The 23,010-nt window shown below is 73.5% G+C and carries 23 protein-coding genes; 14 read left to right on the top strand and 9 right to left on the bottom strand.

Features of this window, described 5'->3' with window-relative positions:
* Positions 1-105: 105 nt before the first annotated feature.
* Genes ABT123_RS07845 through ABT123_RS07825 form a run of 5 tightly spaced genes read left to right on the top strand, consistent with a single transcriptional unit; the run spans position 106 to position 5,662 of the window.
* Entirely contained in the window at positions 106-2,886 is a 2,781-nt protein-coding gene (locus ABT123_RS07845) for a nitrate- and nitrite sensing domain-containing protein (protein WP_351310860.1), read from the top strand.
* On the top strand, positions 2,883-3,395 hold the full coding sequence (locus ABT123_RS07840; protein WP_351310858.1) for a roadblock/LC7 domain-containing protein: 513 nt from the start codon (positions 2,883-2,885) through the stop codon (positions 3,393-3,395). Before ABT123_RS07845 ends, ABT123_RS07840 begins: the two co-directional genes overlap by 4 nt.
* Positions 3,392-3,772 (top strand): DUF742 domain-containing protein, encoded by a 381-nt coding sequence (locus ABT123_RS07835; RefSeq protein ID WP_351310857.1) that lies wholly within the window; start codon positions 3,392-3,394, stop codon positions 3,770-3,772. Before ABT123_RS07840 ends, ABT123_RS07835 begins: the two co-directional genes overlap by 4 nt.
* A complete protein-coding gene (locus ABT123_RS07830; RefSeq protein ID WP_351310855.1) occupies positions 3,753-4,367 on the top strand; it encodes a GTP-binding protein in 615 nt (204 codons plus the stop codon). Before ABT123_RS07835 ends, ABT123_RS07830 begins: the two co-directional genes overlap by 20 nt.
* A 23-nt stretch (positions 4,368-4,390) precedes the next feature.
* A complete protein-coding gene (locus ABT123_RS07825; protein WP_351310853.1) occupies positions 4,391-5,662 on the top strand; it encodes a styrene monooxygenase/indole monooxygenase family protein in 1,272 nt (423 codons plus the stop codon).
* Here ABT123_RS07825 and ABT123_RS07820 read toward each other — a convergent pair.
* The 3 genes from ABT123_RS07820 to ABT123_RS07810 form a co-directional block, all read right to left on the bottom strand.
* Positions 5,602-6,780 (bottom strand): C40 family peptidase, encoded by a 1,179-nt coding sequence (locus tag ABT123_RS07820; protein ID WP_351310851.1) that lies wholly within the window; start codon positions 6,778-6,780, stop codon positions 5,602-5,604. The genes ABT123_RS07825 and ABT123_RS07820 overlap by 61 nt on opposite strands.
* Positions 6,781-7,257: 477 nt before the next feature.
* Positions 7,258-7,536: an SHOCT domain-containing protein gene (locus ABT123_RS07815; protein ID WP_351310849.1), complete on the bottom strand. Its 279-nt coding sequence runs from the start codon at positions 7,534-7,536 to the stop codon at positions 7,258-7,260.
* A complete protein-coding gene (locus tag ABT123_RS07810) occupies positions 7,536-7,931 on the bottom strand; it encodes a DUF6325 family protein (RefSeq protein WP_351310847.1) in 396 nt (131 codons plus the stop codon). The genes ABT123_RS07815 and ABT123_RS07810 overlap by 1 nt, the downstream gene beginning before the upstream one ends.
* A 138-nt stretch (positions 7,932-8,069) precedes the next feature.
* Between ABT123_RS07810 and ABT123_RS07805 the strand changes: the two genes are divergently transcribed.
* Both ABT123_RS07805 and ABT123_RS07800 read left to right on the top strand, forming a co-directional pair.
* The gene (locus ABT123_RS07805; RefSeq protein WP_502970901.1) at positions 8,070-9,452 is read left to right on the top strand and encodes an FtsW/RodA/SpoVE family cell cycle protein; all 1,383 of its coding nucleotides are present in this window, start codon (positions 8,070-8,072) and stop codon (positions 9,450-9,452) included.
* The gene (locus ABT123_RS07800; protein ID WP_351310843.1) at positions 9,449-10,909 is read left to right on the top strand and encodes a penicillin-binding transpeptidase domain-containing protein; all 1,461 of its coding nucleotides are present in this window, start codon (positions 9,449-9,451) and stop codon (positions 10,907-10,909) included. Before ABT123_RS07805 ends, ABT123_RS07800 begins: the two co-directional genes overlap by 4 nt.
* 78 nt (positions 10,910-10,987) lie before the next feature.
* On the opposite strand, the gene ABT123_RS07795 is transcribed toward ABT123_RS07800, so the two are convergent.
* Complete coding sequence (locus ABT123_RS07795; protein ID WP_351310841.1) at positions 10,988-12,097, bottom strand: ferritin-like domain-containing protein; 1,110 nt, start codon at positions 12,095-12,097, stop codon at positions 10,988-10,990.
* Between the two features lie 177 nt (positions 12,098-12,274).
* Here ABT123_RS07795 and ABT123_RS07790 point away from each other — a divergent pair, with 177 nt between their 5' ends.
* The 3 genes from ABT123_RS07790 (at position 12,275) to ABT123_RS07780 (ending at position 14,368) form a co-directional block, all read left to right on the top strand.
* Positions 12,275-13,204: an AurF N-oxygenase family protein gene (locus tag ABT123_RS07790; RefSeq protein ID WP_351310839.1), complete on the top strand. Its 930-nt coding sequence runs from the start codon at positions 12,275-12,277 to the stop codon at positions 13,202-13,204.
* A gap of 137 nt (positions 13,205-13,341) precedes the next feature.
* Positions 13,342-14,091 carry a TetR/AcrR family transcriptional regulator gene (locus tag ABT123_RS07785; RefSeq protein WP_351310837.1) on the top strand — a complete coding sequence of 250 codons (750 nt, stop codon included), beginning with the start codon at positions 13,342-13,344 and terminating at the stop codon, positions 14,089-14,091.
* A 10-nt stretch (positions 14,092-14,101) separates the two neighbouring features.
* Positions 14,102-14,368 (top strand): DUF8847 domain-containing protein, encoded by a 267-nt coding sequence (locus ABT123_RS07780; protein ID WP_351310835.1) that lies wholly within the window; start codon positions 14,102-14,104, stop codon positions 14,366-14,368.
* 767 nt (positions 14,369-15,135) lie between these two features.
* Here the strand turns inward: ABT123_RS07780 and ABT123_RS07775 are convergent.
* The 3 genes from ABT123_RS07775 to ABT123_RS07765 form a co-directional block, all read right to left on the bottom strand.
* Entirely contained in the window at positions 15,136-16,422 is a 1,287-nt protein-coding gene (locus tag ABT123_RS07775) for an ATP-binding protein (RefSeq protein ID WP_351310833.1), read from the bottom strand.
* The gene (locus tag ABT123_RS07770) at positions 16,419-17,300 is read right to left on the bottom strand and encodes a hypothetical protein (protein WP_351310831.1); all 882 of its coding nucleotides are present in this window, start codon (positions 17,298-17,300) and stop codon (positions 16,419-16,421) included. The genes ABT123_RS07775 and ABT123_RS07770 overlap by 4 nt, the downstream gene beginning before the upstream one ends.
* Before the next feature lie 97 nt (positions 17,301-17,397).
* Positions 17,398-17,982, bottom strand: coding sequence for a hypothetical protein (locus ABT123_RS07765; protein WP_351310829.1), 585 nt, complete (start codon positions 17,980-17,982; stop codon positions 17,398-17,400).
* A 201-nt stretch (positions 17,983-18,183) separates the two neighbouring features.
* On the opposite strand from ABT123_RS07765, the gene ABT123_RS07760 reads away from it, so the two are divergent.
* Positions 18,184-18,993, top strand: coding sequence for a nuclease-related domain-containing protein (locus ABT123_RS07760; protein ID WP_351310827.1), 810 nt, complete (start codon positions 18,184-18,186; stop codon positions 18,991-18,993).
* A 35-nt stretch (positions 18,994-19,028) separates the two neighbouring features.
* Here ABT123_RS07760 and ku read toward each other — a convergent pair whose 3' ends face one another.
* The gene (ku, locus tag ABT123_RS07755) at positions 19,029-20,111 is read right to left on the bottom strand and encodes a non-homologous end joining protein Ku (protein WP_351310826.1); all 1,083 of its coding nucleotides are present in this window, start codon (positions 20,109-20,111) and stop codon (positions 19,029-19,031) included.
* A gap of 31 nt (positions 20,112-20,142) precedes the next feature.
* Here ku and ligD point away from each other — a divergent pair, with 31 nt between their 5' ends.
* The gene (gene ligD, locus ABT123_RS07750) at positions 20,143-21,069 is read left to right on the top strand and encodes a non-homologous end-joining DNA ligase (RefSeq protein ID WP_351310824.1); all 927 of its coding nucleotides are present in this window, start codon (positions 20,143-20,145) and stop codon (positions 21,067-21,069) included.
* Positions 21,069-21,965 (top strand): ATP-dependent DNA ligase, encoded by an 897-nt coding sequence (locus ABT123_RS07745; RefSeq protein WP_351310965.1) that lies wholly within the window; start codon positions 21,069-21,071, stop codon positions 21,963-21,965. The genes ligD and ABT123_RS07745 overlap by 1 nt, the downstream gene beginning before the upstream one ends.
* Before the next feature lie 82 nt (positions 21,966-22,047).
* On the opposite strand, the gene ABT123_RS07740 is transcribed toward ABT123_RS07745, so the two are convergent.
* A complete protein-coding gene (locus tag ABT123_RS07740) occupies positions 22,048-22,437 on the bottom strand; it encodes a DUF6479 family protein (protein WP_351310822.1) in 390 nt (129 codons plus the stop codon).
* 106 nt (positions 22,438-22,543) lie between these two features.
* On the opposite strand from ABT123_RS07740, the gene ABT123_RS07735 reads away from it, so the two are divergent.
* Positions 22,544-22,867, top strand: a complete 324-nt coding sequence (locus tag ABT123_RS07735; protein ID WP_351310820.1) for a plasmid stabilization protein — start codon at positions 22,544-22,546, stop codon at positions 22,865-22,867.
* The last annotated feature ends 143 nt before the right edge of the window (positions 22,868-23,010 follow it).

The following is a 23,010-nucleotide window of genomic DNA, read 5'->3' as shown; positions in this document are numbered from 1 at the left end:
TCTGAAGCGGTACGAGGGAGCAGGGGGCGTTTACTTGTTGACCGGCCGTTACCTCGGCCACACGAGTAGACGAGCACGAGCACACGTACAGGATTGCGAGCACCGGTGCAGAAAAAGCGGTCTCGGAAGAACGGCACCGCCACCACCGCCGACGGACCCGCCATCGCAGGCCTCCCCACGGGACGCCGCGTACGCGTGCGCCGCAGGCTGGTCATCAGCGTCGCCGTCGCCGGCCTCGCCGTCCTCGCGGCCGGCTCTCCCGCCGTCCTCTCCGCCACGGCTGAGCTGAACGAATCCCAGCGCCTGGTCACCCGCGCCGACCAGGCCCGGCACACCCTCTCCCTCGCGCACGTCCTCGCCGACGAGCGCGACGCCGTCACCGAGTTCGTCGCCAAGGGCCGGCTCGGCGCCGGCAAGGCGGCGGTGCAGGAGCGGTCCGGGCGGGTCGACCGGCAGACGGCCGAGGTCCAGGCGGTGGCCGACGAGCCGCTCGCCCTCGTCCTCGGCCGGATCGAGGCCGTCCGCGGCGAAGCCGTCACTGGCAAGGGCAGCGCCCTCGCCGCCCACCAGGCGTACTCCGGCCTCATCGCCGAACTCCTCGCGCCGGGCGCCCGGCTGGCGGAACTCACCCCGCCGCGGGCCACCGCCGCACTCGCCACCACCCGGCCGCTGGCCCCCCTCGGCCTCGCCGTGGACCAGGCCTCGGCCACCCGCGGACTGCTGCTCGCCGCGCTGGCCGTCCCCCGCGCCGAGCCTTCGTCTTCCTCGTCCTCTTCCTCCTCCTCTGCTGCGGCAGCCGCGGTCGCCTCCCCCCTGGAGGACGAACTCGCGACCGCCGCGCAGCGGGCCCGGGTACGGGAGCAGGGCGCGCTGGACGACTTCGCGCGGACCGCCCGGCCCGACGTACGCGAAACGCTCGCCGCGACCGTCACCGGCCCCGAGGTGAAGGCCGCCGAGGACTACCTCGGCCGGCTCGCCGACCGGCCCACCCTGTCCCCGGCCGACCGGAAGCTCGGCGGTGAGACGGTCGGAGCCGCCCTGACGGCCCGGATCGACCGCATGCGGTCGGTGGAGTCCTCGCTGGCCGCCGAACGCGCCACGGCCATGGCCGGGCTGCGCGACGACGACGTGACCGCGCTGGAGATGCTGATCGCGCTGCTCGGCGTGCTCTTCCTCATCACGGTCGGTGCCACGACCGCCGTCGCCCGCTCCCTGACCCGGCCGCTGTCCGTGCTGCGGCGCGGTGCCGCCCGGCTGGCGACCGCGGAAGGCTCGGTGGAGCCGGTCCGCTTCACCGGCCGCAACGACGAGTTCGCCGAGGTCGTCCGGTCGCTGAACTCGGTCCGCGAGATGACCGTCTCGCTCCACACCAGGATCGCCGGGCTGGACGCGGACCGGCGCCGGCTGATCGGCCGCAACGAGGCGCTGACCGCCGGCCGCACCGAACTCGAGGACGAACTCGCCGAGCTGCGGGCCGGCCTGGAGGAAAACCGCCGCATCATGTCGACCACCTCGGTCTCGCTGTCGCTGCGGACCCTGGGCCTGGTCGAACGGCAGCTCGCGGTCATCGAGGAGCTGGAGTCCAAGGAGCAGGACCCGGACCGGCTGGCCACCCTGTTCAAGCTGGACCACCTGGCCACGGTCATGCGCCGGCACAACGAGAACCTGCTGGTCCTGGCCGGGCAGGAACACGGGCACGGGCAGGCGGGGCCGGTCCCGCTGGTGGACGTCATGCGGGCGGCGGTCTCGGAGATCGAGCGCTACGAGCGTGTCGACCTCCAGGCGCTGCCCTCGTACACACAGGTCGCCGGCCACGCCGCGGACGACATCTCGCACGTCCTGGCCGAGCTCCTGGAGAACGCGACCACCTACTCGCCGCCGGACGTCAAGGTGAAGGTGTCGGGCTGGCTGCTCGACTCGGGCGCCGCGGTGCTGTCGGTGGTGGACGAGGGCATCGGCATCACCGAGGACCGGCTCGCCCTCCTCAACCAGCGCCTGGCCACGCCGGACGCGTACGAGGCGGAGCCCGAGGCCGAACACGGCCTGGGCCTCGGCCTCTACGTCGCCGGACGGCTGGCCGCGCAGCACGGGGTGGAGGCGGAGCTCCGTACGACCCGCCACGGGGGCACCGAGGCCCTGGTCGTCATTCCGGCCCCGCTCCTCCCGGTGGCCCCGCCGGCCACCCCGGTCCACGCTCTGGGCGTCCCGGGCGCGCCGTCGCTGCGGCTCCCGGGCGTGGTGGCGGAGGCGAACGAGAACACCCTCCCGCCCCGGCTCCGCCCGACCGAGCACGCCTCCGCGGCCGAGCCGCCCGCCGATGTGCGGCTGCCTGCGGCGCGGGCCGAGGAAGCCGCGTACGAGGCCGAGCCCGAGGCCGCCCCGGCAGCCGAGCCCGCCGAGCCTGCGGCTGAGCCCGCCCCGGCCGAGCCCGCGGCAGAGCCCGCCCCGGCCGAGCAGGACGGCGTACCGGCCGGGCTGCTGGTACCGACCCTCGTGGTGGCCGAGCCGGAGGACGTACCGGAGGACTCAGCCGAGGAGGCAGCCGAGCCCGGTCTGCCGCCCGCCGGCCAGGTGTTCACGGTCCCCGCCCCCAGGCCGGAGGCGGTGGCGGACACCCACACCCTCGCCCCCGACGAGGCCCCCGCCGTCACCGACAAGGGCCTGCCCAAGCGGACCCCGCGCGTCGTGGCCGCCGGTCGTCCCGAGCCCGGGACCAAGCCCGGGACCAAGCCCGAGACCGAGCCCAAGCGGGTCGACGCCGAGGAACTGCGGCGCCGGCTCGGCGGGTTCTACCAGGGGGCCCGGGACGGCCGCCGTGTCGTCGCGGCCGAGCTCGCCGAGGGACGCACCGATCAGGGGGACACCGCACAGGAGGCACGCACATGACCGCGCCCAGTACGTACGGACTGAGCACCCAGGCCCGCAACCTGCAGTGGCTGCTGACCGACCTGGTCGAGGAGGTGCCCGGCATCGTCTCCGTCGCCGTGGTGTCCTCCGACGGCCTGCTGCTCCTCTCCTCCGATACGGAACCCCGGGCAGCGGCGGGCGAGCAGCAGGACCGGGCCGAGCCCGCCCCGGCCCCCGCCCCGCCCAAGGGGCCGCGCGGCGCCTCCGCGGACCTCGCCACCATCGTGTCCGGCCTCGGCAGCCTCACCACCGGTGCTGCCGAGCTGATGGAGGGCGGATCCGTCAAGCAGACCATGGTGGCGATGGAGCACGGCTCCGTCTTCGTCATGTCCATCAGCGACGGCTCCCTGCTCGGCGTGCACGCCACCCCCGACTGCGACATGAGCGTCGTCGCCTTCCACATGGCGCTCTTCGTCGGCCGCGCCGGCCACGTCCTCACCCCCGAAGTCCGCAGCGAGCTGCGCCAGTCCCTGGAGAACCTCACGTGACTGCCGCGCCGCCGTCGCGCCTTCCCATACGCGGGGCGGACCGCCGCCCCGCGCGCGTCCGCCCGTACTCGCTCACCGGTGGCCGCACCAGCTTCCCCCAGGTCCTGCTCGTCGAGACCTTCGTCGCCACCCTGGACCCGACCCCGCGCAGCGGCGACCGCATGCCGGAGCTGCCCGCCATCGTCGAGGTCTGCCGCCGTATGCGGACGATCGCCGAGATCGCGGCGCTGCTGCAGCTGCCGCTCGGTGTCGTCCGCGTCCTGGTCAGCGATCTCGCCGACCAGGGAAGGATCCGCGTCTACGGGACCGGACACGGCGCCGGCCGCCCCGACCGCGCACTGCTCGAAAGGGTGCTCAGTGGCCTCCGCCGTCTCTGATATCGCTTCCGACGAGGCCGTCCAGCCCTGGCAGTACGACCGCTCCCGCGCCCCCGTCGCCGTCAAGGTGCTGGTCGCGGGCGGGTTCGGGGTCGGCAAGACCACCTTCGTGTCCTCCGTCTCGGAGATCACCCCGCTGCGCACCGAGGCGGTGATGACCCAGGCCAGCGCCGCCACCGACGACCTGTCCGCCACCCCGGACAAGCACACCACCACCGTCGCCATGGATTTCGGCCGGGTCACCCTCGACGAGGACCTCGTCCTGTACGTCTACGGCACCCCCGGCCAGAAACGTTTCTGGTTCATGTGGGACGACCTGGTCCGCGGAGCCGTCGGCGGCATCGTGATGGCCGACACCCGCCGGCTGCGTGACTGCTTCCCCGCCCTCGACTACTTCGAGAGCTGCGGGCTGCCGTACGCCGTGGCAGTGAACCACTTCGAGGGCTCCGCCTCCTACGAGGAGGAGGACGTGCGCGAGGCGCTCACCGTCCCGCCCCACGTGCCCGTCGTGATCATGGATGCGCGGCGTCGGGACACGGTCGTCGAATCGCTGCTGACGCTCGTGGGCCACGCCCTCGACACCACACCGGAATAGGGACAAGGGACACAGGCACCGTCATGCGCAAGATACTCGTCGTGGGGGCCGGGCAGTCCGGTCTCCAGCTCGCCCTCGGACTCCAGGCCAAGGGGTACGAGGTCACCCTCATGTCCAACCGGACGGCGGACGAGATCCGCACCGGACGGGTCATGTCCACCCAGTGCATGTTCGACACCGCGCTCCAGCACGAGCGGGACCTGGGGATCAACTTCTGGGAGCGGCAGGCCCCGAAGATCGAGGGCCTGGGCGTCTCGGTCGGCGCCCCCGACGGCAGCCGCCCCGTCGACTGGCTGGGCCGCCTCAAGGGCCACGCCCAGTCCGTCGACCAGCGGGTGAAGATGGCCGGCTGGCTGGACACCTTTGCGCAGCGCGGCGGGCAGCTGGTCATCCACGGAGCGTCCGTCTCCGACCTGGACTTCTTCTCCGCCACCCACGACCTGGTGCTGGTTGCGGCCGGCAAGGGCGAGCTGGTGTCCATGTTCGGCCGGGACGCGGCGCGTTCCCCGTACGACACCCCGCAGCGTTCCCTGGCCGTCTCCTATGTGCACGGGCTGGGCCCGCGCCCGGAGCACCCGGACACCGAGGCGGTCCGCTGCAACCTGGTCCCCGGGGTCGGGGAGCTGTTCGTGATGCCGACCCTGACCACCTCCGGCCGCGCCGACATCCTGTTCTGGGAGGGCATCCCGGGCGGCCCGCTGGACGTGTTCACCGGCATCACGGACCCGGCGGAGCACCTTGCGCTGACGCTGGAGCTGATGGAGAAGTTCACCCCGTGGGAGTACGCGCGGGCGACGAAGGCGGAGCTGACGGACGCGGGCGGCACCCTCGCCGGCCGGTACGCGCCGGTGGTCCGCAACCCGATCGGGCGGCTGCCCGGCGGCGGGCTGGTGCTGGGTGTCGCGGACGTGGTCGTGGCCAACGACCCGATCACCGGCCAGGGCTCCAACTCGGCCGCCAAGTGCGCCGCGTCCTATCTGTCCTCGATCCTGATGCACGGGGACAAGCCGTTCGACGAGGCCTGGATGAAGGCCACCTTCGACAAGTACTGGTTCGCCACGGGCAAGCCGGTCACCCAGTGGACCAACGCGATGCTGGGCGTGCCGCCGGAGCACGTGCTGAACCTGATCGGCGCGGCCGGGCAGCTCCAGCCGGTGGCGGACCGGTTCGCCAACGGCTTCGACAACCCGGCCGACTTCGACGGCTACTTCTACGACCCCGAAGACGCGGCGGACTACCTGTCGGAGGTCACGGCGGAGGTGGCGTCCTCCTCGGGCGCCCCCTCGGCGGAGTAACCGGAATCGTCCCCCGCCGAGGCCGCCTCGGGCAGCCGCGGCGGGGTGTAGTCCTCCGCGGCCAGCGGGATGCCGGCCGGGTCCGGGCGGACGGCGCCGAGCAGCGGGTTCGCGGCGATCGGCGACACCTTGACCTTGGCGCCGGGCCGGGGCGCCTGGATGACCTTGCCGTCGCCGGCGTAGATGGCGACGTGCGTGGCCTTGGGGAAGTAGACCACCAGGTCCCCGGGCCGCAGCCGGTCCAGCGGCACCTTGGGGAGCTTCGCCCATTGTTCCTGGCTGGTCCGGGGGATCGTCCGGCCGGCGTGCGCCCAGGCCTGCGAGGTGAGCCCGGAACAGTCGAAGGAGGCCGGGCCCTCGGCGCCCCACACGTACGGCTTCCCGAGCTGCGCGGTCGCATAGCCGAGCGCGACACCTCCGGCGGCCGTCGGGGTGCCGGTCCGGGACGGCAGCCGCCCCGAATCCACCAGGGCGCGCTGGGCCTTGTCGGTGCCGGCCTGCTCCCGGGCGGAGAGCTCGGCCAGCTGATCGGCGGTGAGCGAGGCCAGCAGCCGTTCGACCTCCTTGAGCCGGGCGGTAGCCGCCTCCTTGTGCTTCTTCTGCTCCGCGGCCAGGACCTGCTGGCTGTCCAGGGCCTTGCGGGCCTGGGTGGCGAGCGTGCCGGCCCGCTTCTCGGCCCCGGCCAGCCGGGAGACGACGGCGGCCCGGTGCAGGGCCTCCCGGCCGGTCATCCGCTGCTGCTCCAGGGCCCGCTGGGGATCGCCGGAGAGCAGCACCCGGGCGTACGGGGAGAGCCCGCCGGAGGCCTCCTGGTACTGCACCCGCGCCAACCGCCCGGCCTCGGCCCGCTCCTTCCCGAGCACATTCCGCGCCACCCCCAACTGCCCGCTGAGCCGCCGCTCCTCCTGCTGCCGGCTCTTGAGCGCAACCTCAGTGGCGTTATATGCCTCAGTGGCTTCCTCCGCCTGCTGATAGAGCCCTTGGAGCCGGACGAGCAGCCGCCCGACATCGGCGGGCGCGGCGGGTTCGCCCGGGGGCTGGGCGCTGGCGACGCCACCGGGCAGCGCGGTAAGCAACACCACGACCACACAAGCGTTACGCAGCACCCGACCTGACATGGGGTCACCTCCACCCCCCACCCTGCCACCCCAAATACGACAATCCCCCCACCAACCCGGCCATGCCCGCGCCCTCACCCATTCGGCCCGCCGGGGCGGAGCCCCCGTGCTCGGGGCGGAGGGTGGGGCTCCGGCTCCGGATACGGGCGCCGGGCGGAGCCCCCCGGGGGGGGCAGCCCCCCCGTGGTGGGGGTGGGGGGCGCAGCCCCGGGCGGGTGTGGGGCGCAGCCCCACGGTCGGGTGCACGGGCTTCGCCCGGCACCCCGTTTCGGGGGCTCCGCCCTCCGGGCCCGGCCCGGCCCTGGGGTCCGGGGCTGCAGGCCCCAGGTTCCGGCGGAGCCCGTGAACCGGCGGGTGTGGGGCGCAGCCCCGTGGTGAGGGTGCCGGGCGGAGCCCGTGCGCCCAGCGGGGTCCGGGGCCGCAGGTCCCGGTTTCGGGAAGGGGCGGGGTGGGGGGAAGGCTCCGCGCAGCGGCCCCCTAGCGGTCCAGCAGGCGGGACTTCGCCGCGGTGAACTCCTCCGGGGTCAGGAGGCCCTCGCGGGCCAGGTCCGCCAGCCGGCCGAGCTGGTCCGCCAGCTCGGCCTGCACGGCGGGTGCAGCAGGGGCAGCAGCAGGCGGCGCAGCCACGGCCGCCGCGTGCCCCGCCTCGCCGCCGTCCCAGACGTACGCCCCCCGCGCCAACAGCCCGCGCAGCAACGGCCGCCCCGCCGCCCGCTCCGCCGGATGCACCACATCCCCGACCGGCCGGATGAACATCAGGCCACCCCCAGCCGCTCCACCGGGATGCGGACCGAGCCCGCGATCCGTCCGCCCGCCGCCCGCACCGCGACCGCCGCGTCCGCCGCCCACACGTGCTCCACCAGCAGCAGCAGCGCACAGCTGCCCCGGTCCAGCAGGTCGGCCGCCTCCTGTACGTCCTCCGGCCCGATCAGCCGCGCCACATCGCGTCCGGCCAGCAGCCCCTGCAGCTCCCGGAACTCGTCGAACTCCGCCGCCATCACCTCACCCGCCGCCGTCTTCGACGCGACCAGCCCGTCGATCAGCCGGACGTTGCCGGTCTTGCGCAGCCCCAGTACGGCCTCGACCGCCGGCACCCGCAGCTGTTCCTCGGGAAAGGCGAGGACGATGAACTCCACAGGCCCCATGACCATCCCGCCTGGCTCCTGACCGCGGCTGGCTCCGCATCGCTTCCGACGACCTTCTGACGACCACTCTGACGACTCTTCGGCTCACTATGACATAGCCGGACATAACCTCAGGGAGCTTGCTACGTTTCCCAAATGACCGCATTGACGGCAAAGGTGGCGGACCCCTCGGATCCCGATCCCGTCCCACCCCCCGGAACCCCCCACGCCAAGCGCAGCGGCACCGAGCTCGCCCTGCTCACCGGCGCCGTCGCCCTCTCCGTCCTCGGCTACCTCTACGTCGGCCTCGCCACCCTCGGCCACATCCCCGCCGAGGCCTCCCGCTACGCCGCCGGCCTCGCCGCGGCCGGCCTCCTCGCGCACCTCGCCGTACGCTTCGCCGCCCCGTACGCCGACCCGGTCCTGCTCCCCATCGCCGTCCTGCTCAACGGCCTCGGCCTGGTCCTCATCCAGCGCCTGGACCTGACCACCCCCGCCCACCCCGCCTCCGGCACCCAGCTCGTCTGGTCCGCGCTCGGGGTGGCGCTCTTCATCCTGGTCGTCGCCGTCCTCCGCGACCACCGGGTGCTCCAGCGGTACGCCTACCTCTCGGTCGCCGCCGCCCTCGTCCTGATGCTCGTCCCGGTGTTCTTCCCGCCCGTCAACGGCGCCCACATCTGGATCCGGATGGCCGGACTCTCCTTCCAGCCCGGCGAGTTCGCCAAGATCCTGCTCGCCGTCTTCTTCGCCGCCTACCTGGCCGCCAACCGCACCGCCCTCGCCCTCACCGGCCGCCGCATCTGGTTCCTGCGCATGCTGCCCATGCGCGTGCTCGGGCCGATCCTCACGATCTGGCTGCTCAGCGTCGGCGTCCTGGTCCTGGAGCGGGACCTCGGCACCTCCCTCCTCTTCTTCGGCCTGTTCGTCATCATGCTGTTCACCGCCACCGGCCGGATCGGCTGGATCGCCGTCGGCCTGCTGCTGGCCGGCCTCGGCGCGTACGCCGTCGGCACCTTCGAACCGCACGTCAACGGCCGGGTCGAGGACTGGCTGAACCCCTTCGCCTCCATCCAGCGCGGCGAGGGGCCGGGCCAGCTCGCCCAGTCCCTGTTCGCCTTCGGTGCGGGCGGGCTGCTCGGGGCCGGCCTCGGCGAGGGCCAGTCCTTCCTCATCGGCTTCGCCGCCAAATCCGACTTCATCCTCGCCACCGCCGGCGAGGAACTCGGCCTGGCCGGCCTGGTCGCCCTCCTGCTGCTGTACGGGCTGCTGGTCGCGCGCGGCTTCGAGGCCGGGCTCGCGCTCCGCGACCCCTTCGGGCGGCTGCTCGCCACCGGCCTGGCCTCGATCGTCGCCCTCCAGGTCTTCGTGATCACCGGGGGAGTGACCGGGCTGATCCCGCTCACCGGCATGGCGATGCCCTTCCTGGCCCAGGGCGGCTCCTCGGTGGTCACCAACTGGATCATCGTCGCGCTGCTGGTCCGGCTGAGCGACAGCGCCCGCCGGCCCCGCCCACCCGCGGCGACTGCGGAGGGGGTGACCGGCGCATGATCCGCTACATCCGCTGGTGCGCCTGGTTCTGTGCGCTGCTGCTGGCCGCCCTGTTGCTGGGCGCGGCCCGGGTGCAGCTGGTCGACGCCGAGGCGCTGGCCGCGAACCCGGCCAACAAGCGGGCCGTCATCGCCCGGTACGCGCAGCCGCGCGGCCCCATCCTGGTCGACGGCCGGCCGGTCACCGGGAACCGGGACAGCCGGCAGCTCCTGCGCTACGAGCGGACGTACAAGTACGGCGCCCTGTACGCCCCGGTCACCGGCTTCTCCTCGCAGACCTACGGCACCAGCTTCGTGGAACGCGCCGAGGACAGGATCCTGGCCGGCACCGACCCCGGGCTGTCCGCGCTCCCGCTCTGGCACGAGCTCGCCCGCAGCCGGCCGGCCGGCGGCCGGGTCGCCACCACCGTCAGGGCGGCGCTCCAGCAGGCCGCGTATGCCGGGCTCGCGGGCAAGCGGGGTGCGGTGGCGGCGGTCGAGCCCGGCACCGGCCGCATTCTGGCGCTGGTGAGCAGCCCCTCGTACGACCCGGGGGTGCTGTCCGGGACGGGGCCGCAGGTGAAGGAGGCCTGGGCCCGGCTGAACGGGGACCCGACCCGCCCGATGCTGAACCGCGCACTGCACGAGACCTACCCGCCCGGCTCCACCTTCAAGATCGTGACGGCGGCGGCGGCGCTGGACGCGGGCGTGGTCACGGACGTGGACGCGCCGACCCGCACCCCGGACCCGTACCCGCTGCCCGGCACGCACACCCTGCTGCCGAACGCGGCGAAGGGCTGCGAGGACGCTTCGATGGCCGAGGCGGTGCGCTGGTCCTGCAACACGGTGATGGCGAAGATCGGCGTGCAGGTGGGGCTGCACCGCATGGTGGCGGCGGCCGAGCGGTTCGGCTTCAACGACGCCGGGCTGCGGGTGCCGGCCTGGGTGTCCCGGTCGGACTTCGACACCGACATGAGCCGGGACCAGCTGGCCCTGTCCGCCATCGGGCAGTTCAACACCAAGGCGACCCCGCTGCAGATGGCGATGGTCGCGGCGGCGGTCGCGAACGGCGGCGAGGTCAAGTCCCCCTACCTGGTGGAGGCCACCACCCAGGCCGACGGGGACCCGGTGCGGCGGGGCGGGCAGCAGCCCCTGGGGCGGCGGGCCATGAACCCGGCCACCGCGCTGCGGCTGCAGGAGCTGATGGTGGGGGTGGTGGAGGACGGTACGGGCCGCAATGCGGCCATCGCGGGCGCCACGGTCGGCGGCAAGACCGGCACCGCCCAGCACGGGGTGGGCAACGCGGGCACCCCGTACGCCTGGTTCATCGCCTGGGCGAAGGGGGAGCACGCGCCGGTGCCGGAGGTCGCGGTGGCGGTGGTGGTCGAGGACGCGGCGGCCAACCGCCGGGACATCAGCGGCAACAGCGCGGCTGCCCCGATCGCCCGCGCGGTGATGCAGGCCGCCCTGAAGCACTGACGGGCCGGCCCGTCAGCCGGCCCGTCTACTCGGGGAACGCGACCGACCTGCCGTTCTTCGGTGAAGACTGGCTGATCGTCAAGAGGCGTCCGTGCTCTGGGTGATGGCCGCCTCGACCTCCGCCACCCGGGCCGCCTCCTCCGCCGCGAACCGCTCCGCGTCCAGCGCCTCCGCGAGCTCCTCGTCCTGGGTCATCAGCAGGTCGAGGTTGGAGTCGCCGAGGTCGAAGACCCCCATGTCCAGGTACGCCTTCTGGAGCCGCTCGCCCCACAGTCCGATGTCCTTCACGCACGGCACGATCCGGCTGAACAGCAGCTTCCGGAACAGCTGGAGGAACTCCGACTGCTCGCTGATCTCCTCCGCCTCCCGCTTCGGGATGCCGAAGTTCTCCAGCACCTCCACCCCGCGGATCCGGTCCCGCATCAGGTAGCAGCCCTCGATGACGAACTCCTCGCGCTCCCGCAGCTCGGCGTCGGTCAGCTGCCGGTAGTAGTCCCGCAGTGCCATCCGCCCGAAGGCGACATGGCGGGCCTCGTCCTGCATCACGTACGACAGGATCTGCTTCGGCAGCGGCTTGTCCGTCGTATCGCGGATCATCCCGAACGCGGCCAGGGCCAGCCCTTCGATCAGCACCTGCATGCCCAGATAGGGCATGTCCCAGCGGGAGTCCCGGAGGGTGTCGCCCAGCAGGCCCTGGAGGTTGTCGTTGATCGGGTAGAGCATGCCGATCTTCTCGTGCAGGAAGCGCCCGTAGATCTCCGCGTGCCGGGCCTCGTCCATGGTCTGGGTGGCGGAGTAGAACTTCGCGTCCAGGTCCGGCACCGACTCCACGATCCGCGCCGCGCACACCATCGCGCCCTGCTCGCCGTGCAGGAACTGGCTGAACTGCCAGGCGGTGTAGTGCCGGCGGAGGTCGCCCTTGTCCCGCTCCGTCATCTTCGCCCAGTGCCGGGTGCCGTAGAGGTTCAGGACCTCGTCCGGGGTGCCGAGCGGGTCGTACGGATCGACCTCGAGGTCCCAGTCGATCCGCTGGTTGCCGTCCCACTGCTTGTCCTTGCCCTTCTGGTACAGGGCCAGCAGGCGTTCCCGCCCGCCGTCGTACTCCCAGTTGAAGCGGGCCGCGCCGGAGGCCGGGACCTGCCAGACGTTCTCGCCCGGGTCGGTGGTGTAGAGCTCGTGCGTCGACAACTGACGGCCCTCTTCTCCAAAAACCTTGCGGGACGGGTCAGTTGGCAGTGCAACACGTTGGTAGACGCGGGGTCAACAAGTCGTGCGCGAGGGATTGACGAGCTTTGCTGACAGGCAGTCTCATAAGAGGAGACCGCTCGAAACCGCCGGTAACCCACTCGCGAGGTGCCCGATTCCATGACCACCGTGACCGACCGCACCGCCCTCCGGGATGCGCTCGGCCTGCTCAAGGACCGTGAGCAGGTAGCCGAGCGGCTGCTCGAATCCTCCGCCAAGCACTCCTTCGACCCGGACCGGGAACTCGACTGGGACGCCCCCACCGTCGACGGCACGTACTACTGGCCGCCCGAGCTGCTCTCCCTCTACGACACCCCGATGTGGAAGCGGATGGGCGAGGAGCAGCGCATCGACCTCTCCCGCCACGAGGCCGCCGCCCTCGCCTCCCTCGGCATCTGGTTCGAGATCATCCTGATGCAGCTGCTGGTCCGGCACATCTACGACAAGTCGCTGACCAGCAACCACGTCCGCTACGCGCTGACCGAGATCGCCGACGAATGCCGGCACTCGATGATGTTCGCCCGGATGATCCAGAAGGCCGGGGCGCCCGACTACCCGGTCTCCCGCCTCAACCACAACCTGGCCCGGGTCCTCAAGACCGTCTCCACCACCCCCGGCTCCTTCGCCTGCACCCTCCTCGGCGAGGAGATCCTCGACTGGATGCAGCGCCTGACCTTCCCGGACGAGCGCGTCCAGCCCCTCGTCCGCGGGGTCACCCGGATCCACGTGATCGAAGAGGCCCGCCATGTCCGGTACGCGCGCGAGGAGTTGCGCCGGCAGATGGTCACCGCCCCGCGCTGGGAGCAGGAACTCACCCGGATCAGCTGCGGGGAGGCCGCCCGGGTCTTCTCGCTCGCCTTCGTGAACCCGGCCGTGTACGAGAACGTGGGCCTGGACCGGCGCGAGGCCGTCGCCCAGGTCCGGGCCAGCGGCCACCGCCGGGAGGTGATGCAGACCGGCGCCAAGCGGCTCACCGACTTCCTCGACGACATCGGCGTGCTGCGCGGAGTCGGCCGCAGGCTCTGGAAGAGCTCGGGCCTGCTGGCTTGAGGCCATGGCCTGACGCCATGCCCTGACACCATGGCCGGTACGCCCATGCCCTGACACCATGGCCGGTACGCCATGACCTGACGCCATGGCCTGTGACGTACCGGCCGGGTGACCCGTACGGGGGATACCCTGCGGACATGACCCGGACGACGCCCACGGTCCCGCCGGCCCCGCCGGCCCCCCGCGCGTACCGCCGACTCAGTGTCGAGGAGCGCCGCGCACAGCTGCTGGACGCCGCCCTGTCGCTGTTCGCGCAGCGCGTCCCGGAGGACGTCTCGCTGGACGACGTCGCCGAGGCGGCGGGGGTCTCCCGGCCACTGGTCTACCGGTACTTCCCCGGCGGGAAGCAGCAGCTGTACGAGGCGGCCCTGCGCTCGGCGGCGGACGAACTGGAGCTGTGCTTCGCCGAACCGCAGGCCGGCCCGCTGACCCGGCGGCTGTCCCGGGCGCTGGACCGCTACCTGGCCTTCGTCGACGGCCACGACGCGGGGTTCAGCGCGCTGCTCCAGGGCGGCAGCGTGGTGGAGACCTCCCGCACCACGGCCACGGTCGACGAGATCCGCCGCACCGCCGCCGACCAGATCCTGCTGCACCTGGCCGTGCCCGCGCCCGGGCCGCGGCTGCGGATGATGGTCCGCACCTGGATCACGGCGGTCGAGGCGGCCTCGCTGATCTGGATCGACGAGGGCAAGCAGCCGGCGCTGGAGGAGCTGCGCGACTGGCTGGTCGACCAGTTCATCGCCCTCCTCACGGCGACGGCCGCCACCGACCCGGAGACGGCCGCAGCGGCCCGGGCGGCCCTGGCCATGGAGTCGGCGGACGGCCCGGTGGGGGTGCTGGCCCGGCGGGTGATCCCGGTGGTCTCCGAGGCGGCCCACCTGCTGTGACACTGGTGGGGTGAGAAGCCAACCCACCCCCTTCGAGGGCGGCCCGATGGACGGCCGGGTCCTCCCGATCCTGCTCGGCCCGACCGGCCACCCGCCGAAGTGGTACGAGATCCCGGTCCCGGACCCGACGGGCGGCCCGCCGACGGTCCTGCTCTACAAGCGCGTCCCGGCGGGCTACTCCAAGCGGCTGCGACTCCAGCAGGGCTGGAAGTACGAGTACGACCCCACAGGCCAAAAACCCCAACTCCGCTGGCCTTGGACCAAGCCACCCCGCTAGCCGCGGCTTTGGGCTGTGCCGGGGCCCCCGGCGGGGGTTGGGGCGGAGCCCCGGTAAGCCGGGCATACGCCCCCCGCACCCGGGCGGGGTCGGGGCGGAGCCCCGGGAACGGGGTGCCGGGCGGGGCCCGGGCCCCGGCGGGGGTTGGGGCGGAGCCCCGGTAGGCCGGGGCCTACCCCGCACCCCGGGCGGGGGCGGGGCGTAGCCCCGGGAACGCAGGGCCGGAGCCCGCGCCCGGGCGGCACCCTGGGGCGGAGCCCCGACGAAGGCGCGCCGGGCGCACTCCGCGCCCTGGCGGAGCCCCGCGAACGCGGTGCCGGGCGCAGCTCCGGAATGCGGAGGGGCCGGGGCGGAGCCCCGAGGGAGCCTGTGCCGGGCGGAGCCCAGGCACCCGGCGGTGTCCGGGGCGGATCCCCGAAAAGGCGGTGCCGGGCGCAGCCCGGACACCGGGCGGGCCTGCTCCTTCCCCCGCGTCCGCGGGGCCGGGCGTAGCCCCAGGAACGGGGTGCCGGGCCCGCGCCCGGGCGGGTCCGGGGCGGAGCCCCGACAAGGCGGTGCCGGGCGCACCCGGTGCACCCCGGCGGGGGTTCTGGGGCGGAGCCCCGAGGGCCTGTGCCGGGCGGAGCCCGGGCACCCGGCGGGGTCCGGGGCGGAGCCTCGGGGAGTGGGGAGGGGCGGGTAGGGGAGCAGCTCCGCGCAGCGGGCCGGAGCGGGGGTGGCGGCTCAGACCCGGTCGGGCGGAACGGAGCGGTGGCGGCGGAGGCCCGCTAGTGCGGGCAAGAGCAGGGCGGCGGCTCCGGCAGCGTCAGGGTTGCGATGGCGCCGCCGTTCGGCGCGTTGCCGAATCGCAGCCGGCCGCCGATCACCTCCGCCTGCCCCACCGCAATCGTCAGCCCCAGCCCCGTCCCCTTGCCGCCCGCCTGCGGCTCCGTACGGAACCGCTGCGGACCGTGCGCCACCAGGTAGTCCGGATAGCCGTCGCCGTGGTCCCGTACGGTCACCACCGGCCCGTCCACGGTCAGCACCACCGGCCCCCGCCCGTGCTTGTGCGCATTGGCCACCAGATTGCCCAGCACCCGCTCCAGCCGCCGCCGGTCCGTCTCCACGTACGCGTCGCGGACCACGACGACCTCAGTCGCCGCCGCCCGGCCGGCGGACGTGGCGGCGGACGCCCGCACCACCCGCGCCGCCAGCGCCCCCAGCTGCTGCAGCTCCGACTCGACCTGCTCGCTGCCCGAGTCCAGCCGGGAGATCTCCAGCAGGTCCTCGGTCAGCTGCCGCATCGTCCGGACGCGTTCCTGCACCAGCTGGGTCGGCCGCCCCGCCGGCAGCAGTTCGGAGGCCGCCTGCAGCCCGGTCAGCGGGGTGCGCAGCTCGTGCGCCACGTCCGCGGTGAACCGCTGCTCGCTCAGCAGCTTCGCCTGGAGGGTGGCCGCCATGGTGTCCAGTGCCCCGGCGACCGTGGCCACCTCGTCCTGTGGCCGCGCCGGATCCTCCGTACGGGGATCCCCGACCCGAGCGTCCAGGTCCCCCTGGGTGATCCGGCGGGCAACGGTCGCGGTCTGGTGCAGCCGGCGGGTGACCCGGGTGACGGCGAACGCGCCGACCAGCAGGGTGCCGCCGATGGCCAGTACGGACGAACCGATGATCGCGTGGTCCAGGCCGCTGATGGTGCGCGCGCTCTGCGTGTAGTCGATGGCGGTGGCCAGGGCCCGGCCGTCGGCGGGGGCCGCCGCCCACATCGTCGGCCGCCCGTCGTGGCCGGCCACCAGGGTGCCGCGCTGTCCGGCGAGGGCGAGCGCGCGCAGCGATTCCGGCAGCCCCGCCGGGTCGATCCCGGACTCCGGTGGCAGGGCCTCGCCCGCCTCGTAGCGCCGCGAAGCCTCGGTCAGCTTGTCGAGGGCCTTCTCGCGGGCCGTGGCGACGGTCTGCCGGGTCACCTCCGCATGCACCAGGACGCCGAGCACGACCGTCAGCGAACAGCACATGCCCACGATGAAGCACGCCGACTTGAAGGTCAGCGTTGCGGTCCAGGACGGCAGCCGGAGTCTCACGAGGCGCTCACGACAGGGCTGGCGGCAGGACTCGCAGCAGGGCCCGCGGCCGGGCTGGCCGCCGGGCCCGGGGTGCCGGGCGTCCCGGAGTCGGCCGGCGCCGGCAGCGGCGCCGCCGCCGGCACCCGGGTGATCTGCTCACGGGTCGGCAGCATCGACCGCTGCCGGTCGTCGTAGGACCAGGCGGTGGACAGCTCGTAGCCCGGGTTGCCGCTGGGCATCCGCAGGATCAGGTCCCGGCCGGCCAGCTCCACGCTGATCACGGGCTGGGTGGTGGCCATGATCCGGTTGAGCCGCCCGTCCGGGTCGGCGGTGTAGACCCGTACGGACATCAGCTGCTCCGGCCCCGGCAGCTCGATGCCGATGATCAGCTCGTCCCGGTGGTTGCCGGTGAGGTCCCGGTAGTACGGCTTGAGGACCGGACACCGCCCGGCCCGGCCGGCCTCGTCGCCCGCCTGGCCCGGCTTGCAGGACCGGATGGCCTCGACGGTCTCCGCGGGCATGCCGTCCGGGCCCACCATCCGGTCGCCGTGCGTGGTCAGCTCGGCCTGGACCAGCTCCACCGGGTCCACCTGGTGCACGTTCCGATCGGTGACGGGCGGCAGCCCGCGGACGTACTCGGGCGGCGCCCCGCCCGGATCGGCGGGCAGTACGGAGGCACCCTGGCGGCCGGGCCACAGGTGCACCGGCCCGCTCGCCGTGGGGGTGGGCCCGGCGGCGGCCAGCCCGCCCGTGCCGTTCCCACACCCGGCCAGGCCCAGCAGGGACACGGGCACGAGCAGGGCGGCGACGGGTATTCGTCGGGCGGCGGTGGCGGCGGCGGCCGGGCGCAGGGTGCGCAGGGGGCGCGGGCAGCGGAGATCACGGGGCGGCTTCACGGACCCTGCGACCTCCTTGAACGGACGGAACGGGTGAAACGGGGAAACGGGTGACACTGTCCGTTCAACCATATGCGGACCTAAGTCCGTTTTGCCCTCAACTATCTGTCCGGCCCCGGCGCAGCATCGCGAAACCGAGCCCGGCGGCCCCGACGGCCGCCATGCCGCCGCCCGCCGCGATCAGCAGCATGCCGTCGCCCGGCTCGTCGGCCAGGGTGTTCAGCCGGAGCGCCTCGGCCGGCCCGGCGGCCCGCAGCGGGGCCTCGGCGGACGCGCCGCTCCGCTGCGCGGTCTTACGCCCGTCCCGGCCGAGCGGAGCCCTCTCCGCGGAACTGTCCGAGCTGCCGCCCCGGGCCGGCACCCAGGAGGAGAGCCGCCCGTCGGGCTGCAGGGACACGCGCAGCGCGTCCGTACCAGCGGATCCGGCGACTCCGTCCCGGCTGCTGAGGGCGGCCACCCTGATCCCGCCGCTCATGATGTCGGCCTGGTACGCGCCCTCGGCCACCCGGTACACGTGGGCCGTGGACACCCCGTCCGCCAGGGTGAGGCTCTTCACCAGGATCCGCGGGGCCGTGGCCGGCAGGCCGTCCGCCAGGGCGGCGGCCGGCAGGGCCAGCACACCGCCGCCGACGCAGGCGACGGCGGCGGCGCGGAGGACAAGGCGGCGGGCGGCGGTGCTCACGGAAAGGATCCTTCGGGCCGGTGCGAACGAATGACGCTCAACGTAGGCGGCGGCCGTTGCGGCATCGCCCAGGTTGTGTAACAGGCAGCCAGCACTGTGCCCACGGAGTCGTTACACAACCGCAGGATCCAGGCCCGGGCCTGTCGGGGGGATTGCCGAGGACGGCCCCGGCTGCTCCCATGGACCGCGGGGGTGACGCCGATGGCGAAGACTTCGCGCGGACTGAGGGTCCGGCCGGCCGGCAGGCTCAGCCGTGGACGGCTGTACGTCAGCACGCCCGACGGGCGCAGCGTGGCCTGGTACGACCGGGAGACCGGCCGGGTCAGCGTGCTCGCGGAGGACCAGTGCGATGCGGTACTGGCGGCCCTGCGCCCGTACCTGACCGGCAGTTACACCGTCGGCCCGCCGCCGGTGCCGTCCCGGGAGGACCTCAGACGCCTGGCCCTGCACCCGGACGACGACCTGGCCCCCAACCGGCCGGGCGAGCCGCTGCTCGGCGAACTCGGCCACGGCATCGGGACGATCGGCGCCCGCTCCCGGGCGCGGCTGCGCCAGGACCTGCTGGCCCAGCAGCGGATGGGCGCCGAGCTGGACGAGCTGGAGGGCGCGGGCTGGCGGATCCTGCACGGTGTGCCGCTGCCGGGCGCCGGGCACATCGACCACCTGCTGATCGGGCCGGCAGGCGTGCTGTGCGTCCGGGCGGTTCCGGGCCGCCGCCAGCGGACCCAGATCGGCGACCTGCTACTCACGGTCGGCCGCACCGAACCCCGCCCGGACCCCCGCTGGATCCGCCGCGCGGCCGGGCACGCCTCCCGCGCCCTGGCGGTCGCGGTCACCCCGGCGCTGGCCGTGGTCGACGCCTCCCGCATCGAGATCGCCCCCACGGTCCGCGACATCCGCGTACTACGCCCCGGCGCCACCGCCACGCTGGCGCAGGAGGCCGGCGTCCTAAAACCCCCAGAAACCGAAGCCCTATACACCACAGCCCGCACCATCCACACCTGGCTCTAACCCACCCGGCCCGGCCCACCTGAGCCGACCGGCCGTCAGGCCGAGCTGCGCTTGCGCGGGGTGGGCTTCTTGGCCGTTGCCTTCTTCTTCGCTGCCGCAGTCGCCGTCGCCGAAGACTTGGCGGTGGTCTTCTTCGCGGTACCCGCCGTCGCCGAAGACTTGGCCGACGTCGACGTCGCCGTCGAGGTCGACTTCCGCGCTGCCGCCGCCTTCTTCGCGCCCGCCGCCGTCGACTTCTTCCCGCCCACCGACTTCGGCGCCGTCCCGGCGCCAACCGCCCGCTTCCGCCCGATCGGCGTCACCGCCGCAGACGTCGACTCCTCCACTTCGCCCCGCGAAGCCTTCGCCGCCCGTACGCTCCGCTCCAGCGCCGCCATCAGGTCGATCACCTGCCCGCTCGCCGCGCCCTCCGCCTCGCCGGCCGGCAGCTCCCGCTCGATCGCCTCGCCCGACTTCGCCGCCAGCATCGCCTCCACCGCCTCGCGGTAGTCGTCGTGCAGCGAGGCCACGTCCACCTCCCCCAGCGTCGCCATCAGCGCGTCCGCCAGGTCGAGTTCGGCCTCCCGTACGGTGACCTTCGCCTCCGGCGCGACACCCTCCGGCGAGCGGATCTCGTCCGGCCACAGCAGCCCGTGCATCGCGATGACCTCGTCGACCACCCGCAGCATCCCCAGCCGTTCCCGCCCGCGCAGCGCGAACTTCGCGATGGCCACCTTCTCGCTCCGCTTCAGCGCCTCCCGCAGCAGCGTGTACGGCTTGGCGGCCGGAACCCCGTTCGCCTCCAGGTAGTACGCCGCGTCCATCTGGAGCGGATCGATCTCCGAGGCCGGGACGAACGACACGATCTCGATCGTCTTCGCCGTCGGCAGCGGCAGCTGCGCAAGGTCCGCGTCCGTGATCGGGATGATCGACCCGTCCGCCTCCTCATACCCCTTGCCGATCTCCGACGCCTCGAGCTCCTCCCCGTCCAGCTCACAGACCTTCCGGTAGCGGATCCTGCCGCCGTCAGCCAGGTGGATCTGGCGGAAGGAGATCGAGTGGTTCTCGGTGGCGTTCACCAGCTTGATCGGAATGCTGACCAAACCGAAGGAGATCGCACCGTTCCAGATGGATCGCACGGTTCCTCCTCTTTCATGGCAATCTCATCGTATGACGCCGATCACATCGGTGGAGGGGCGTCGCCTCGCACTCAGCAATCTCGACAAGGTCCTCTATCCGGAGACCGGCTTCACCAAAGGCGAGGTGCTCCACTACTACGCCACGGTCGCGGGCTCCCTGCTCGCCCACATCCACAACCGGCCGGTGTCCTTCCTCCGCTATCCCGACGGGCCGGAAGGGCAGCTCTTCTTCACGAAGAATCCGCCGCCCGGCACCCCCGCATGGGTGAAGACCGTCCGCGTGCCCCGCTCCGAGGATCAGAACGCCGAACAGGTGATCATCTCCGACCTGCCCAGCCTCGTCTGGGCCGCGAACCTGGTCGTCGAGTTCCACACCCACCAATGGCCCGCCGACAGCCCCGGCATCGCCGACCGCCTCGTCCTCGACCTCGACCCCGGCCCGCCCGCCACCGTCGTCGAGTGCTGCGCCGCCGCACTCTGGCTGCGCGACCGGCTCACCGCCGACGGCCTGCACGCCTACGCCAAAACCTCCGGCTCCAAAGGACTCCACCTGGCCGTCCCCCTCGAACCCACCCCCTCCGAGCAGGTCTCGGCGTACGCCAAACAGCTCGCGCAGGAGGCCGAGAACGAGCTGCCCGCCCTGGTCGTGCACCGCATGGCCAAGGCCCTGCGTCCCGGCAAGGTCTTCGTGGACCACAGCCAGAACGCCGCCGCGAAGACCACCGCCGCGCCCTACACCCTGCGCGCCCGGTCCCGCCCGACCGTGTCGGCGCCGGTGTCCTGGCCGGAGGTCGAGGCCTGCACCCGTCCCGAGGACCTGGTCTTCCTCGCCGACGACATCCCGCCGCGGCTGGCCCGGGACGGCGACCTGTTCGGCCCGCTGGCCGACCCCGACCGGGCCCGCCCGCTCCCGCGGACCGGCCCGCGGACCGGCGGCCGGCGGAGGGCCGTGCGGTGATCCGGGTCGCGCTGGCCGCCGCCGTACGGACCCTGCCCCGCGGGCCCGGACTGGCGTACGAACCGAAGTTCGACGGCCATCGCCTGCTCATCAGCCGGACCCCGACCGAGGTGGTGCTCCAGGCCCGCTCCGGCCGGATCGTCACCTCCGCCTTCCCCGATCTGGAGGGCGCGGCACGGCAGTTGCCGCCGGAGACCGTGCTCGACGGCGAAGTGGTGGTCTGGCACGCCGGCCGTACGGACTTCGCCCTCGTGCAGCGCCGGGCCGCGGCCACCCCGGCCCGGGCGGCGCTCCTCGCCCAGAGCCTGCCGGCCTCGTACGCGGCCTTCGACGTCCTCACGCTGGCCGGCCTGGACCTGCGCGCCCGCCCGTACGAACGGCGCCGCGCCCTCCTCGTCGACCTGCTGCTGCCACTGGGCCCGCCCATCCAGCCGGTTCCCATGACCACGGACCCGGAGCTGGCCGCCACCTGGTACGAGACGCTGCCCGCCAGCGGCATCGAGGGGCTGGTCATCAAACGCCTGGACCAGCCGTACCCGGCGGGGCGGCGCGCCTGGCGGAAGCTCCGGCACACCGAGACCAGGGACGCGGCGGTGGTCGGCTGGACGGGGCCGGCCCGGCGGCCGGTCGCCCTCGTCCTGGTCCTGCCGGGGGAGGAGGACGAGACCCCGGTCGTCTCCAGCCCGCTGAGCCCCGCGCTGCGGGCGGAAACGGCGGCAACCCTGGCCGCCCGGCCGACGGGAGATCCGGCCGGCACGATCACGGCGATCGGCCTGGGCGAGGTCCCGTACCACCTGTTGGACCCACCCCTCCCGGCAGAGGTCCGCCACACAAGCACCCGCCACCCACCCCCGGAGGTCCTCCGCCTCCGCCCGGACCTGGCCCCGAACCACTGACACGGCGGCGTCCGGATGCAGACAAGGAACCGGCCCGGGGCGCCCCCGATGCGCCTCGGGCCGGTCCACTCGGCCGGCGCCGCTACGCCGGCCGCACGGTCCCGCCCGCTGCGGGCGGCGGCTGCCGCTTGCCGACGTCGTGCGGCCTGCGGTGGATGTGCTCGCCCGTGTACCCGGATTCCCGCTGCTCCCGCACTTGCTCCGGGTGACTCGACGTGGTGGAACCGAAGTTTCCGTATCCCTGCATCTCATGAGGCCGGAGGCCGCCGTTGGGGATCTCCACGGGGTCCCGTTCCTCGCGGACCTCGTAGACCGCTCCGCCCTTGGGCAGGTGCGGCTGGCTCTCCGCGGTCGGCGGTGGCGGCTCATCGTCCCGGACCTTCCGGCCCAGCCAGAACATGCCGATCAGGAAACCGGCGACGGCGATTCCGACGGCCAGGAACCATGCGATGTCGAGCAGGATTCTGTCCATGGCCAGCGTTTACCCCGCCAAAAACCCCCTATGCCTCCAAACCGGGAGGAATTCCAACCACAGGTCCGGGTAGGCGGACAAGGCGGACCACCGGAAGGAGCGGCTCATGCCCCGCGGATCCTCCCCGAAGCGCGAACGCCAGTACGAACACATCAAGGAGGGCCTCACCGGGCGCGGCACATCCGAGAAGAAGGCCGAGGAGATCGCCGCCCGCACCGTCAACAAGGAACGGGCCCGGGCCGGCGAGTCCAAGACCGCGAGCAAGCAGTCCCTGGAGGACATCTCCTCCGGCCGACGCGGTGGCCTGCACTCCCACCAGGGCGCCCAGGGCCCGACGTACGACCAGCTGTACGCCGAGGCCCAGCGCCGCAACATCCACGGCCGCTCGGACATGAACAAGGCACAACTGAAACGCGCCCTCGGCAGCTGAAGCTGCCAGAGCCAGAGCGCCCCGGCCCCGCCCGGCCGCCGGGGCCTCGCCCGGGCTCCGCCGGCGCGGCCAGGCCAGGCCCCGCGACCCATCGCGCCCAGGCGGGGCGCGCCCCGGCTCCGCCCACAGCCGGCCCGGCGCGG

Origin of the sequence: Streptomyces sp. NPDC002054 (assembly GCF_040296685.1) — a bacterium.
Classification (GTDB): domain Bacteria; phylum Actinomycetota; class Actinomycetes; order Streptomycetales; family Streptomycetaceae; genus Streptomyces.
The sequence above is the reverse complement of the archived record's forward strand: the minus strand, read 5'-3'. Positions and strand labels throughout refer to the sequence as shown.